Source organism: Caldimonas tepidiphila (genome assembly GCF_003569765.1).
Taxonomy (GTDB): Bacteria; Pseudomonadota; Gammaproteobacteria; order Burkholderiales; family Burkholderiaceae_C; genus Caldimonas; species Caldimonas tepidiphila.
The window spans coordinates 45,267-58,966 of the sequence record NZ_QXMG01000038.1; the positions used below are offsets into that span (position 1 = coordinate 45,267).

Annotated in this window: 10 protein-coding genes and 1 CRISPR repeat array (1 of these 11 only partly in view); all 10 genes read right to left on the reverse strand. The window is 70.4% G+C overall.

Features of this window, described 5'->3' with window-relative positions; genetic code table 11:
* Positions 1–547: a CRISPR direct-repeat array (repeat unit 35 nt; unit sequence GTCTCAATCCCCTTCGGAAATCGGGGAGCCAGAAC) (it extends 21 nt beyond the left edge of the window).
* A 220-nt stretch (positions 548–767) separates the two neighbouring features.
* Complete coding sequence (locus D3A59_RS18850; protein WP_157991591.1) at positions 768–2,777, reverse strand: TIGR03986 family type III CRISPR-associated RAMP protein; 2,010 nt, start codon at positions 2,775–2,777, stop codon at positions 768–770.
* A gap of 1 nt (position 2,778) precedes the next feature.
* Entirely contained in the window at positions 2,779–3,261 is a 483-nt protein-coding gene (locus D3A59_RS18855; protein WP_119156872.1) for a hypothetical protein, read from the reverse strand.
* Entirely contained in the window at positions 3,258–4,721 is a 1,464-nt protein-coding gene (locus tag D3A59_RS18860) for an RAMP superfamily CRISPR-associated protein (RefSeq protein WP_119156873.1), read from the reverse strand. The genes D3A59_RS18855 and D3A59_RS18860 overlap by 4 nt, the downstream gene beginning before the upstream one ends.
* The gene (locus D3A59_RS18865) at positions 4,721–6,328 is read right to left on the reverse strand and encodes a type III-B CRISPR module-associated Cmr3 family protein (RefSeq protein ID WP_119156874.1); all 1,608 of its coding nucleotides are present in this window, start codon (positions 6,326–6,328) and stop codon (positions 4,721–4,723) included. The genes D3A59_RS18860 and D3A59_RS18865 overlap by 1 nt, the downstream gene beginning before the upstream one ends.
* Entirely contained in the window at positions 6,325–6,933 is a 609-nt protein-coding gene (locus D3A59_RS18870) for an RAMP superfamily CRISPR-associated protein (protein WP_119156875.1), read from the reverse strand. Before D3A59_RS18870 ends, D3A59_RS18865 begins: the two co-directional genes overlap by 4 nt.
* A gap of 1 nt (position 6,934) precedes the next feature.
* Positions 6,935–8,569: a Cas10/Cmr2 second palm domain-containing protein gene (locus D3A59_RS18875; RefSeq protein WP_119156876.1), complete on the reverse strand. Its 1,635-nt coding sequence runs from the start codon at positions 8,567–8,569 to the stop codon at positions 6,935–6,937.
* Between the two features lie 142 nt (positions 8,570–8,711).
* Positions 8,712–9,659: a CRISPR system precrRNA processing endoribonuclease RAMP protein Cas6 gene (gene cas6 / locus D3A59_RS18880; protein WP_119156877.1), complete on the reverse strand. Its 948-nt coding sequence runs from the start codon at positions 9,657–9,659 to the stop codon at positions 8,712–8,714.
* Positions 9,631–10,827: a CRISPR-associated ring nuclease Csm6 gene (gene csm6, locus D3A59_RS18885; RefSeq protein ID WP_157991592.1), complete on the reverse strand. Its 1,197-nt coding sequence runs from the start codon at positions 10,825–10,827 to the stop codon at positions 9,631–9,633. The genes cas6 and csm6 overlap by 29 nt, the downstream gene beginning before the upstream one ends.
* 158 nt (positions 10,828–10,985) lie before the next feature.
* Positions 10,986–12,638, reverse strand: coding sequence for a DUF7017 domain-containing protein (locus D3A59_RS26975; protein WP_157991593.1), 1,653 nt, complete (start codon positions 12,636–12,638; stop codon positions 10,986–10,988).
* 106 nt (positions 12,639–12,744) lie between these two features.
* A partial coding sequence (locus D3A59_RS25850; RefSeq protein ID WP_473206072.1) for an ATP-binding domain-containing protein occupies positions 12,745–13,700 on the reverse strand: 956 nt, incomplete at its 5' end.

The following is a 13,700-nucleotide window of genomic DNA, read 5'->3' on the forward strand; positions in this document are numbered from 1 at the left end:
CGGGGGTCCAGAACGAAGATCGAGGAGCGCCTGAAGCGCCTTGAGGAGTCTCAATCCCCTTCGGAAATCGGGGAGCCAGAACCAGGAAAGGCACCTATCCGAAGCGCAGCAAGTCTCAATCCCCTTCGGAAATCGGGGAGCCAGAACACCACGGCCAAGAACCGCGAGCTGACCATCAAGTCTCAATCCCCTTCGGAAATCGGGGAGCCAGAACCCTGAGCCGGAACTCCCAAAGACAGAGAAAGTGTCTCAATCCCCTTCGGAAATCGGGGAGCCAGAACTTAAGATGTTCTCGCAGTTCTGGGCGATGCTGTCTCAATCCCCTTCGGAAATCGGGGAGCCAGAACAGAAGAGGCGTGCAACGCGCTTCTTTGAGGCGTCTCAATCCCCTTCGGAAATCGGGGAGCCAGAACTGAATGAGAAGCTGGGCCAACACCGTGATTTGGTCTCAATCCCCTTCGGAAATCGGGGAGCCAGAACGAAAAAGAGCACCTCGACTATCTGCGACAAACGTCTCAATCCCCTTCGGAAATCGGGGAGCCAGAACTCTAGCGTGTAACCCCCTATGGAATCAAGCACTTGCAAGGGGTTTGCGGACAGCGCGGCCGGTTTGCCGCATTTTTCAGCATCGACCCTGTCGCACCGCCCGAAAAATGCCGAAAAGTCCTTTGAAATCAATCTGCTGACAGCTCGATGCGAACGGTTCCCGTTCACGGTCTCCTGTTGGCAGGAAGGGCGCAGGCCGGCGGGCGCTGCGCCCCGCCCGCTCAGGCCCTGAGCTTGGAGTACGGCAGCAGCGCCGCTCGCTGGTCGCGCTTCTTCACCTCCGCGAAGCCGTTCGCCCCCTGCATCTCCAGCTTCAGCGGCGCGAGCGTGGTGCGGTTGGCCTGCGGCAGGCGCGGGTCGGCCATCGCCAGCAGCTCCGTCATCGACGGGCTCCTGAGCCAGCCGGGCACCTGCTCCTCCATGTAGCGCTCGAAGCTGCCCCGGCAGGCCTCCAGCGGCGGAGGCTCCCGCCCGGGATCGTTGCTGCGCACGTTCGCGCGCACCACCTTCAGGCTCACCTGACCCAGCCCGAAGGACTTGCCCAGGCCGAGCGCGTGGCGCAGCGCGGGCTGCCCGCCCCACTCCAGCGCCCAGACGAGCGCCCCGAGCTCCTCCGGCATCACGTTGTGCAGGCGCAGCACGCCCTCGAAGCGCACGCCGGGCCTGAGCGGGCGCAGCCGGGTGTTCACCGCCTGACCAGGGCCGGGCGGGGGCTGCAGCCGCACCTCGGCCAGCGGGCGCACCGGGTAACGCTTCCAGCCGCGCAGCGCCGCGTTCGGCGACAGCGGCGTCAGCTGCTCGCCGGCCACGTCGCCGCGCGCGTCGGCGCCGGGCTGCTGCAGGTAGTTCGGGTAGAAGCCCGGCTTGGGCTGGCCCAGCACGGTCTCGGCCATGAAGCGCGGTTCGGCCAGCAGCGCGTCGCCGCGCTCGGTGCCCGTCAGGCGCAGGTCGCCGCAACTCAGCCGGCCCTTGAGCGAGTCGGTCTCGGTGGCGTAGCCGAAGAGCGTCTCGACGAAATCGAGCCGCAGCCCGGCCTGCGGCCGCGGCGCCTGCTGGCGCGCGGCGATCGCGCCGAGCGAGCTCGCTGCCGGCAGCCGGTACATCTGCGACAGCCCCAGGCTCGCGACGCGCGTCTGCCGGGTCTTGGCGTCCTGCTCGGTCAGGAAGAACACCGGAACGCCCCGTTTGGCGTGCGGCGAGGCGGGGCTCTGGAGATATTCCAGGTCGCTGGAATGCTCGTAGATCGAGAGGAAGCCGCGCATCACCTCGGGCTCGACGACATGCTGCCGCGTGTTCGCCGGATCGTGGATGAACACGAACTCCATGTGCTTGGTGCCCGACTGGTGCTGCTTCGGGTCGATGCTGCGGTCGAGCCGGCCGGGCTGGCCGGTCAGCACGAGGTAGCCGGGCACTTTGTCCGGACAGTCGTTCTTCAGGCGCAGCTTGCGGTAGTGCAGTTCCAGCTTGCCCTGCTGGTGCCGGTAGGGCTGGGGCTTGCGGTCGCCGTAGAAGGTGAAGGCCACCTTGCCCTCGACGGCCTCGTACTTCAGACGGGCGAAGCGCTGCGCGTCCTTGTCCCTGCGGCCGGCCGCCTCCCAGGCCTCGACGAGGCGCTGATGCAGCGTCTTGCCGGGCTCGAGCGCGCTCTTGGCCCAGTCGAGCTCCGACTGCTCGATGCGCCCGACCTCGCACTCGTGGATGACCCACTGCTTCCTGTCGCCGTCGAAGCGCAGCCAGCCCGCACGTGAGGCGGCCGCGTAACCGCTGCCGTGTTCGGCACGCTTCACGAAGCGTGATGTGTACTCCTTCGCGTGCAGGTCGCGCATCGACAGAAGCCGGTCGTCGAGCAGCTGCAGGCGGCTGAAGCTCGCGATCTCCAGCACGTTGCGCAGCATCCCGCGCAGCGCCGAGCCGGGAATCGCGGGCGTGCCGTCAGGGTGCGCGAAGAACTCCACCGGGTGCTGCGGCCCGCTGCCGGCGCGCTCGGCGCCGACGAGCAGCGGCGTGTGCGCCTCGAGCTGCACGACGAGCTCGGCCGAGAGGCCCTCCTCCAGCGGCACGTCGTGCGAGACGCGGTCCTGCCAGTGCGGCAGCACGACTTGGCGCGCCAGCGGGGCGAAGTTGTAGGCCGAGGTGACGCGGGGGGCGGCGCCGCCGCTGCGGGGCGCCTCGGGCCGGCCCTCGTCCCGCGAGCGGCCGCCGTGCGAAGGGGGAATCCTGGACTGGTTCATCTCATCCCTCCTGGACGAGGCCCGCGAGGCGGGCCAGGGGCGTCGGCGCGGCCTGCGCATCGGCGGGCCGGTAGACGCGATAGCGCAGCCGTGCGGCGGCGGGCTCGGTGCCGAGCAGCGTATGCGTGCGGGCGAGGTGCGTGGCGCCTTCGGTCTCCTCGAACCAGGTGAGGCGCCAGCGCGCGTTCACCTGGCGCACGTGCAGGCTGCGCGCGCCGTCGGCGAGCTCGGCATCGAGCACCGGTGCAGCAGGCTCCGCCGCCTCGCCGCGCGTGACGAGCACCAGCCCGGCGGTGGTCTCGATCCAGCCCTCGCCGCCGAAGGAGCGCAGGCGCTGCATCACCTCCGCGGCCGAGCTCGCCCAGCCGGTCTCGGTCTTCAGCGTGCAGGCCTCGACGCGCGGCGCGAGCCACGGGCCCTGCGCCCGCTCAACCGCCTGCTGCAGTCGCTGCAGGTCTTCCAGCAGTGTCGGCACGGTGCTCATCGTTGTTCCTCCTGGTTCTGCGCCTCGGCGGCGGCGAATTCCGCCGACGGGGCGCTGGCGTGGTTCCACCGCAGCGTGCCGCTGAAGAAGCCCTGCCCGCCGGCGCTGTCGGCGCCGAGCGCGAGCCGGCCCTGGCACAGGTCCTCGAGCGCCAGCTCCAACGCCTCGAAGTCGCGCGCGGTCGCGCCGAGCGCGCGGGCGCGGCGCAGGTCGAGGCCGAGCTCCAGGCGCAGCACGCAGGGCGCGGCGCCATGCAGGTTCTCGACGGTGAAGAGCAGCCCGTCGCGCACCCCGCCGGTGAAGCGGTCGATGCTGTTGTGCATCTGGCGCTGCGCGACCACGTCCTGCGGCCGCAGCCAGGCGTCGGCGATCCAGATCACGCCGGCCTGTCCCCGCTCGTCCGCGGTCTCGTCGCCCGCATGGCCGAAGAGCCGCCGCACGGTCGGGTTGTGCAACGCCTTGTCGTGATCCTTGAGCCGCGCGGGCGAGGCCCAGCGGCGCTCCAGCCGATCGGCATGGAAGGCCACCCGGTGCGCGAGCGCGCCCTTGACGCTCGCCGCGGGCACCAGCGGCTGCGGCTCGCCGAGCCGTCCCCGGCCCTCGCTCCACTGCACGCGCGCCTCGGTCTTGGGAAGGTCGTCCGCCGGCTTGTCGCCGGGCCGGCGGTTCTTCAGCAGCGAGACCTCGCCGTCGCCGAAGCGGAAACCCGCCTCGGGCGCCAGCTCCAGCACGGCGCGGCGGTGCGGCCCGTCGACGGCAGCGATCGCGAGCGGCCGTAGGCCCGCGGTGCTGGCGAGGCTGCGCGGCAGCACGGCGAAGTCCGCGAGTTCTGCGGCCGAAGCGAGCTGCCATTCGCGGTGGTGCAGCCGCACGGGCTTCATCAGCCCGAGGCCGCTGCGCGTAAGCCCGCCCAGGCGCAGCAGGCCCGCGCCCAGCAGCGCGACGAGCCATGCGTGCTCGCGCGGGGCGGGCTCGGCCGACCACAGCGCGAACTCCACCGAGAAGCGGTGCCCGGCCGGCAGTACCGAGCGGTTGAAGAGCCCGGTGCGGTCGGCCGCGCCGCGGTGGCCGATGCGCACGCGCTGGCGCAGCCGGGGCTTGTGCTCGACGAGCGGGCGCAGCAGTGGGTCGTCCACCTCGGCCAGCAGCGCCTCGACCGGGCGGTCGAGGCTGTCGTGGATGTGGCCGTGGCTGATCTCGAGCCGCGAGGCCGCGCCGAACGAGCCCTCGGCGTAGCCGAAGAGCTCGCGCGCCGCGTCGGGCCCGGCGCCGTCGAGGTCCGCCACCGCCTGGCGCATCACGCCGGCGAGGCTGCTGGCGGGCAGGAATGGCAGGCCGTTGGCGTCGAGCGCGAGGAGCTGGTCCTGCACGCCGTCGCCGCGACCGGCACCGATGGACAAGGGGGTGGCCGCTTCGAGCACGCAGCGGTAGAGGTTCAGCACGGGAGTCGCAGCGCGCATCAGGCCGTCTCCTTCCTTGATTCGCCCAGCGTGTCGCGGGCGGTGTCCAGCGCCGCGGCGCCGGTGTGCAGGTCGAGCTTGCGGGCTTCGCCGCACAGCAGCTGCCAGGCGTAGAGCCGCTCAGCGTCGCCCCGCAGGCCGGGGTGGGCCCCGAGTGCATCGAGCTGCTCCCCGATCCAGGTGCCGAGCGAGCGGCGGGCCGGGTCGCCCGCGCGCTGGTAGCCCAGCCGGTCCCAGGTCTCGTCGCCGCGGCGGCAGGCGCCGTGGGCCTCGTCGAGCAGCAGGGGCCGCAGCGCCGCAAGACTGTCGGCCTGGCGGGCGAAAGTGGCGAGCTGCCCCCACTGCGAGCGCCCCGGGCCGAGCGGCGTCTCGGGGGCGCAGCCGACGAAGGCGCGGATGCGGCCGAGCTCCTCGACCAGGCTGCGCAGCGCCTGCCGAACGAAGTCCTGCGCGCTGCTGCCCCGCTGCGCCGCGCCGGAGCGGCGCGCGAGGAAGCCGATCAGCGTGCTGGCGGGTCGGGCGGCGGGCACGGTCGGCGCGGCCTCGGCCGGGACGGACACCGCGGTGAAGACGGGCTGCGGCGTCGCGAGCAGCGGCGACTGCAGTCGCACCTCGCCCAGGCCCTGCGCCAGCCCGAGCCCGATGCCCGAGGCGAGCCGCTGCAGCTCCTGCGCGGTGAAGCCGCCCGGGCGCTCCAGCGCGATCACGCTGCCGGCGCACAGCACCTGGCGCTCGATCTCGTGGCGGCGGCGGTGCGCGTTCCAGGGGCTGTAGCTGCGCGTGCGCAGGAAGCTCGCCGCGCGGTCGAGCCGCGCGTCCTCGAGGCCGAGCGCCTCGGCGTCGGGCACGAGCGCGGGCTGGCCCTCGGGCGTGCGCAGCCACGCATCGCTCATCAGCCACAGCAGCAGGCGCTCGCCGCCGGCCGTGGGGGCGGGGGCGGCCTGCGGCGTCCCGAGTTCGGCGCGCACGCGGCCGTACTGCGAGGCGCGGCTGCGGCCGAGCCGGATCGTGCCTTCGAAGCAGTCGAGCACCTGCCGGCGCAGCGCCTCGGGCACCGAGTCCTCGAAGCCGATGCGGGCCTCGAAGCGCTGGCCGCGTACGAGGCTCTCGTAGCCGAAGAGCTGCCCCTCGGCGGCGCGGCCGGCCTCGCCGATGGCGGTCATCATGCGGTAGCGCGTGGCCGGCCGCATGCAGGCGCCGTCCCCGCCGACATAGCCGCTGCGCAGCTGGCGCGGCTGCGACAGCGGCGGCATCCGCTCCTGCCCGCCGGCGGCGAGGTTGAAGATGCGCTCCGCCAACCAGCGACCGTCCTGCCGGGCCCCGCCGTCGGCCGCGGCCTTGTTCTCGTGCCAGGCCAGCGGCACCGGCGCGCAGCGCTTGCCCGCGGGCGACAACGGCAGCCCGTCACGGAAGCGCACCGCGCCCGAGTGGAAGACGAGGAAGGCCTGCTCGCCCAGGCGCTCGTAGAGCTGCGCGGCCGCCCAGCCGAGCAGCGCCGAGCCCGGCACCTTGTCCAGCGACTCGTGGCCGCCCGCGGTGGCGCTGCGGCGGCTGAACACCACGTCGTCGAGCAGCTCGAGCCGCAGCGGATATTCGAGGATCGTCATGCCTGGCCTCCCCAGCGCAGTTGCACGCGGCCGTGGCCGCGCGTCTTGTGGGCACCGAGCGCGCGCACGAGCGGCAGCGACCGCTCCAGCAGCGCCCAGCCCTGTGCGATGTCGTCGGCCGTGCCCTGCACACCGAGCTCGGCATGCAGCGTCAGCGGCACCACCAGCTCGGTGCCGCGCAGCGTGCGGCTGCGCGCTGTGCCGTAGCGCTCGTCGATCGCCGTCTGGAAGGACTCGAGGAAGAGGGCGCTGCGCGCGGCCTGCGCCTCCTCGTCCGCGCTGCCCAGCCAAGCGCGCTCGTCCGGCGGCAGGCGCGCGTCGGAGACCTGGAGCCGGCCGGGACGGGCATGCGCGAGGCCGCTCGCGCCCTCGGCGGGAAGCAGGGTGCCGAACAGGTCCGCGACCTGCTGCGACTGCAGGTGCCCCCAGGCGCACAGCGCCTCGGCTGCGTCCCGGATCACGCCGCGCAGCAAGCGCCCGGGCAGGTAGGGCAGGCCGTCCACGTCGCGCTCGACCGCCGCGTCGAGGTGCGAGCCGCGCCCGCGGCCCGAGCCGACATGCCAGGTGTCGAGGAATTCCACCACCAGGGTTCTGTGTCCGTTCATCTCAAGCTCCTTCACCCGCGGGACCTTGCGGCGTAGCGAGCAGGTCGCGCAGCAGCAGCGCGTCCGGCCAGGGGGTGGCGAAAGCACCCTCGCCGTGTGGCACCAGCGGCAGTTCGCTGGCTGGAGGCACGCCCAGGCGCTGAAGGGCCTCGTCGAGTCGCTGCAACTGCTGCCGCCCCTCGCCGGCGGGGTCGTCCCGCAGCATCTGGCGCCAGCGCGCGTAGGTCCGGCGTGCGACGAAGGGTTCCTGGTGCATCTGCGTCAGCATGCGACGCGCGGGGCCGCGGGCCGCGGCGGCCGAGCCGAGCGCGGCGGCCAGGGCTTGCAGGTCGGGCAGGCGCGGCAGCGTGGTGCGCGACTCGCCGAGCACGTAGGCGGGCAGCCCGGCGCGCACCATCCGGCCCTGCCAGTGCATTCCCGGCCCCTCGGCCTCGTCGGCCAGTGCGGTGGTCACGCGGTGCAGGGCCACCGCCGACAGCGGCATGTCGCGCCCGCGCTCGCGAGCCTCGCGCTTGATCTCGTCCTTGGCCTGCTTGCACAGATCCTCCGCCAGCGCCGCGGCTGCCATGAAGGGGTGGCTCGCCTTGACGAAGACCAGCCCGCAGGCGGCCGTGAGGCCCTGACCGAGCCTGAGCTCGGCGGGCAGCCGCTTGAGCTCCTCGCGGCTGTGGCGCTCGAAGGCCTCGAGGAAGGCCTGCGCGAATGGCAGCGCGAGGTCGGCGCGCACGATGAGGCTTAGGTCGTCGCCTCCGAGCACGAGCGAGCGGGCTGGCACCACGCGCGAGGCGCCGGTGGCCGGCAGCAGCACCGCGCGCGTGGCGGCCTGCGCCGCATGCTCGGTCGCCAGCGTCACCGCGCGCGAGAAGGCGGCGTAGTGCTGCACGTAGGCCCCGGGTCGCTCGCGGCCAGCGTCGGCGAGCCGACGCAGCAGCACGCCCAGCCCGTTGCCGTCGGCATGCAGGAAGGCGACCTCGCGGTCGTCGCCCAGGAAGGGGAAGCTCGCCGCGTCGCCTTCCGCGTCCTCGTCGCGCTCCATGTTGCGCGGCCAGACGAGCTCGCGATCCGGCGAGAACTTCTGCGTAAGCGAGTTGCCTCGGGCGTGGCGGCGCCGCGCCACGGTGGCCGCGTCGAGCAGCTCCTCGCCGCGCGGGCCGAAGCGGCGCAACTCCACCGCGGCGAGTCCGGTGCGCGGCACGCGCGCCACCCCCGGGCCGGCCTCGGGCAGGCGCGGCGCGTCGAAGTTGCCCGCGACCTTGCTGCGCTCGAGCGCGAGGCGGGCGGCTTCCTGGTGGCTCTCGTGTTCGGCCAGTCCCTCGGACCAGCGCAAGCCCGGTGCGTTTTCCTGCAGCGCGAGCGTCCAGAGCCGCCGCGCGCGCTCGCGCGCCTCGCCCGAGCCGAAGAAGGCGATGAAGGAGCCGCCGCCGCGGCGCGAGAAGCTCACGTCGCGGGACGCTATGCCGGCAGCTTCGAGCACGAGGCTCAGCAGGTCGTCGCCGGGCTGCGGCGCGCCGAGCGTGCCGCAGAGCTTGTCGATGAGCTGGCTTGCGCCGACTGCGTCCACCAAGCGCCCTGTCTCGTGCAGGTAGCCCTGGATGGAGCCGGCCTCGAAAGCCCAGCAATGGCAGGTCTTGTTCATTCTTGTCGGATGCGTCCTGATGAATGCTCTTGAAAGAGGCCGCCGGCCTGACGTGCCGGCCCTGTCCCGGTGCGGCCTCCAGTGTGTGCGGGCCGGATGCGGCACTCGCTCCGCGGCAACGTTGTCGGGATGCCGCCGCGCCTCATACCGGCTCCTGCACCGCGACGCACTCGATGACACCGAAGCCGAAGGTCGTCTTGGCGCCGAGCTGCAGGCACTGCGCCAGCCTCAGCCAAGGCAGGGCCCGGGTCGCCGGGGCGCCGTAGAGCCAGCGTCCACCCAGGCCCTCGAACACCATCTCCCGGCGTTGCCGGGCCGAGTAGCGCGGCACCCGCACCGGTACGGCCTCGCTGTGCAGCAGCGGTACCAGGCCTGCCCAGTCAAGCCAGCCCGCCTTCTCGCCCTCGGCCATGAAACGCTGCTCTAGACCTTGTGCGCTCAGCAGCCGAGCGACTCGTGCAATGGCGCGACGCAGCAGGTCCTCGAACGCGGGCACTTCTGTGCAAACTTCGCCCCGATGCTTGAAGCGCAGTGGCGTATGGCAGCGCAACTCCAGTGCCGTGTCGGTGGCGCCATGCTGCGCGTCGTCCCAGACGTCGAGCCCACACCAGACGGCGGCTGGAGTGTCGCTGAGCGTGCAGGGGCCCCAGGGGCCGTGAAGCTGCACGTCCACCAGCCGGGCCGGTACACGCTCGCTGCCCAGGCCCCGGTGCCCGAAAGCTGCGAATGCGGCGACGCAAGCGCCGGCCAGTGGCATCAGCGGGCCGACCAGACGCAACTGGCTCGTCATGCATGCTCCCGCCGGCACCCACTCGTCCTCGACGAGGGGGGGCACAAGCGACCACAGCCGCGTGTCGTCGTCCTGCGCGCCGTAGAGGGCGGCATAGGCGCCGGCGTCGATGTCATGCAGCGCCGCGCCCAGCACCCCGTGCCAGAGGCTGCCAGCAAAGCCGTGCCAAGACAGGTCACCCTGCACCTCGTGCACGAAGGCGATCTGCAGCCATTGCAGGCCTTCGAGCTGGCGTTCCAATTCCTTGCTGCGCGCAGGCGGCAGCGCAGACTCAGCGCGCATCGGCAGCGATCCGGGCATTGATAGTGAGCAGCTCGGGCGCAAGATTCATCAGTCCGTAGACGCCGTCGCGCTTCTTGCGCTCGCCGGGGCCGGCCACCATCAGTCGCTGCGCCGCTTGCGGCCCGAAGGCGGCGGCGAGCTTGCGGTTGATGTGCGAGACCACCTCACGCACCTCGGAGGCGAGGTCCAGATCGGAGCGGCGCGAATGAGTCTCGTCGTACCTGGGCACGCCCCGGCAGCCACAGTCCGCGAAGGCCTTGCACACTGCGGCTAGTTCCAGCCCTGCGCAGTCTTCGAAGGCGCGGCGCAGCTTCACCGCCCCCTCGAAGGGCAGGCCATCTTCCTGCAAGCCAGCCTGCCGACGGCGAGCCAGGTAGCTGTACCAGGCCATTTCCACGGGTTCGAGCCGCGCGCTGCAGCCGCCGGACTCGACCGTGCCGCTCTGCAGGTGCAGCGTCACTGGCTGCGGCGTGAGCGCGAGCTGCGCGAAGGCCACGGCCTCGTCGAAGCTGCTGCGCGTCTGGCGCAGCCAGTCGGCGCCGCCATCAGCCAGGCGCACGAAGCTCACCGGCGCGAGCGCGAGGCGCGCGTCGCGGGTATTGACCGTCCTGTTGTCGCGCGTGCACAGCTCGCGCGGCACGCGTGGCGGGTAGAAGAACTCGGGATGCTCGAAGTCCTCCGGCATCACCAGCACGTGCGACATGCGGTCCTGGGCCCGGGCGAGCAGCGACATTGCGTAGCCCATGTAGAAGCTCATGCTCTTGCGCCCGCCGGCGATCGAGGCGTGGATCGCGCACTGCGGGTCGGCGGCGAGCTCGCGCAGCACGCGCAGGATGGTGTCGGCCATCAGGCACTGGTGCGCGGGCTCGACGATGTCGGGCAGTGGTATGTCGCCATCGCACACCAGATGCACGTTGCGGTGAGGATCAAAGCTCACCGCATGACCCGGCAGGTGCTCGGCCAGCAGTTGGTGGAAGTGGCCCTCGCCGCCGGCCAGGAGCTGCCGGTGCACGCCCTCGGCGCCGCGCGTGGTGGTGATCACATGCAGCTCGGTCGGCACGAAGGCCGGCTCCTGCTGCTTGACGAGCGCGTACAGCGTCTCTGTCACAACCGCAGGCGACAAGCCCACCATGCACACCAAGGCGCGGCGCGGGTAGTCGTGGGGACGGTTCGGATCAAGGCTCACTCTCTGCTCTCCCTTCTTCGTTGCTAGGGGTAGCTTAATGTAACCCCGAGTAATTTACAGGGTTCCCCAACGTTGTCGGCTGCTGCTGTAGGCGGACAGCGTGAACGAGTTGGTGAAATCCAGGAATTGCGCATGACGAGGTGCGCGAGAGGGCGGTTTCAACGCACTCTGCGCTCCGGGAACAAACGTATCGGCACCATTCTTGAACGTGCGTTTCCGGCAGGATCGACGATGGTTGTCGTCATTTCCCGTGAGCAGCTTGAGCATTTCGGATGACAGGTGAAATGGGCTGCGCCTGCTTGCCTTGGCCCTCGAGCAGAAGGGGAACCTTGGGTTTCCGTCTTTGCATGAAAACCGGAGTGCTTTCGGCCGCAGGCCTCCCGCACTTCCTGCCTGCTCATGCCCAGCTGAGTGCCCGCCAGCCCGCCTTGCCCTGCTTGTCTCTGGACATGGAGGCAATGCATCCGATCGCTTCGTTGGATGGGCTGGATGGAAGCTTCGTCAAGAGGGCAGGAGGGATGAACACGTGCTCGCCCTGCACTGTCCTCAGAAAGCCGAATTCCTGCCCTTCGCGTCGACTGACCTCCCCTGGACATCCGGCGGCAGAAGTCCTCGATCTCGGCTGCCGTCGAGACCTTGAAGCAGACCGGGGCCTTGTGGCCCTGCACATAGCCGACTTCCACCACCTGCCCAGGCTGTAGCTGCTCCGCGCCTGCAAACTTCCCATAGGGGAGAATGCTTCCCTCGTCTGCCGAGAACGCAACATGCGCGAGCGACTTGTGCGGGTTCTGATGGTCGACGACTCCTGGTCGGAACACGAGCGGCCGGTCGTCCTGGCTCCTCAGCAGCTCATGCGCCGCGAGCGCCACATCGGGCTCGAAGGGGAGGGCAGCGAGGTCGGGCCGTTGCCTGAACCAGCCCGAGGAAGCCAGTTGCTGCAAGTCCTGCGGGACCTTGAACCCATTCCTGGCCCGGTATCCCAAGGCCTGATGCACTTGGACAGCGGCCTCATCGAAGCGTTGTCGTTGCGCGAGGAGCCGCGCAAGGGAAACCCGAGTGTTGGCCAGCTCCATCGGCTCCCTCGCCAGCTGCACCGCATGGAAGTAGCAGGTGATCGCGCTCCCGGAATCATGCGCCTCGAAGGTCTGGCCCGGCAGGGCCCAGGGCCAGGTGGCCTTGCGCTGGCGGCGCACCACGGAAGCCGTGCACTTGCGAGCCTGATCGATCTCGCCCTGGTCCAGCAGCCATTTGCTGCGGTAGTGGTTGAGCCACAGGTCGTCCGGATACCGTTCGAGCGCTGCGAGCAGCTGCTCCCCGGCCCAGCGTCGCAGCTCCGGATCAGCGTCTTGGGCCTGCTCCAGGAGCCCGCGCCCGATGGCGTAGTACAGGCGCATCTCGACGCTGGGGATCGGCTTGCCGCCCGGCGGGGTGTACGGTTCCCGGTCCTCAGCTCTCAGGTGTTGCGGCCCCCACCACCGTGCGAACTGGAGGAAGCCGGGCCAGGACCGGCTGGCCTTGAGGGCCAGGTTCAGCATACAAGAATGTAGGAGATCAGGCCGTTCCTTGCCGCCGAACACTTGGTACTCCGCCAGCCACAGCTCAAAGCGGTGCGCGAAATGGCTTCTGGACATGCGCAGGCTCTCGAGGTCCTCGAGCTCCTGCTTGAGGATGCCGTACAGCACCAAGCCGTAGGCGCGCTGGATATGAATGTCACCCGGGACGGCGTCATGGCATGCGCGTGCCCGCTCCAGAGCCTCGGGCAGCTTCCCTTCCTTGCGAAGCCGGGTGATCTCGCTGGCGTAGTGGCTCATTGCGTCACCCCCAAGGCTTGGCTGGTCCATTGGTCGATGCATAAATCGACCCGTTCCCGTCGACCCTCCTGCTCGAAGGTGAGCCAGAGCCTGTAGTTGTCGGGTTTCATTGCCACGATGCGCAGGCCCGTATCGGCAGTGGCCTGCTCGACGTGACTCTTGAAGTCCGCGAGAAAGGGGGCGGTTTCACATCAGGAGAGAACCCCGACTTCAGCAGCACCGGCCTCGTGCACGCGAGAGACGCTTGCAGCAACTTCGGCTCCGACCGTGCACCTGACGCAGCCACTACGTCCGACACCCGGTTGTCGCCCTTGCAGGAATACTGCACTGTGGCGCTCGCGCCATCGTGGCCGAGCACATAGCGTTCGAAGAACTGGCCGTGCTGCACATGGAGGTTCTCGATGCCGAGACCGGACGAGGCATCGCGGATCCGGCGGTGACGGCAGAACAGCGCCTCCTGTCCCTGGTTGAAGCAGAACCGGTTCCAGTCCACGGCCGCATGAACCTCGCCGTTGAAGCCGACCGACTGCGTAACGGGCGTCGGCAAGGTATCGAACCGGATGCGCGACAACGGCTTGAAGCCTTGCGGGTCGATCAGCAGCAGCCTGCTGCGGGCACGGGTGATGGAGGTGCAGGTCCGGCGGAAGAACTGCTGGTGGCGCGGGTCTCCCCCGGCATCGGTGAAGTTGCCCACCACCGTGTCCCACTCGCCGCCCTGCGCCTTGTGGGAGCTTCTAGAAACCGCCCCTGCGGCATGATGCGGGGATGAGCAGCAAGAAGACCAAAAGCACCACAGGGACGTGAAGCTGCAGCAGTACACCGATAGCCTGGAGCGCATGGGCGAGTTGGTGGACTTTGCGCAAGTGGCGGCTGCGGTGGATGCGGCCTGCCCCAGGCCCGATCGCAGCAAGGGCGGGCGGCCACGGACGAGCAGGCCGAGCACCAGTTGCTGGACCGGCGCAGCTTCCAGCGCTTCTGCGGCTTGGCTGACGAGTTGCGCATCCCGGACGCACGCACTGTCTGGCTGTTCAAGCAGCGGCTCGTGCAGGGCGGGCTCGGCGC

Excerpts from the sequence above, each read along its gene's own strand:
- D3A59_RS18850 (WP_157991591.1), bottom strand. The coding sequence starts at position 2,777 with ATGAACCAGTCCAGGATTCCCCCTTCGCACGGCGGCCGCTCGCGGGAC.
- D3A59_RS18855 (WP_119156872.1), bottom strand. The coding sequence starts at position 3,261 with ATGAGCACCGTGCCGACACTGCTGGAAGACCTGCAGCGACTGCAGCAG.
- D3A59_RS18860 (WP_119156873.1), bottom strand. The coding sequence starts at position 4,721 with ATGCGCGCTGCGACTCCCGTGCTGAACCTCTACCGCTGCGTGCTCGAA.
- D3A59_RS18865 (WP_119156874.1), bottom strand. The coding sequence starts at position 6,328 with ATGACGATCCTCGAATATCCGCTGCGGCTCGAGCTGCTCGACGACGTG.
- D3A59_RS18870 (WP_119156875.1), bottom strand. The coding sequence starts at position 6,933 with ATGAACGGACACAGAACCCTGGTGGTGGAATTCCTCGACACCTGGCAT.
- D3A59_RS18875 (WP_119156876.1), bottom strand. The coding sequence starts at position 8,569 with ATGAACAAGACCTGCCATTGCTGGGCTTTCGAGGCCGGCTCCATCCAG.
- cas6 (WP_119156877.1), bottom strand. The coding sequence starts at position 9,659 with ATGCCCGGATCGCTGCCGATGCGCGCTGAGTCTGCGCTGCCGCCTGCG.
- D3A59_RS26975 (WP_157991593.1), bottom strand. The coding sequence starts at position 12,638 with ATGAGCCACTACGCCAGCGAGATCACCCGGCTTCGCAAGGAAGGGAAG.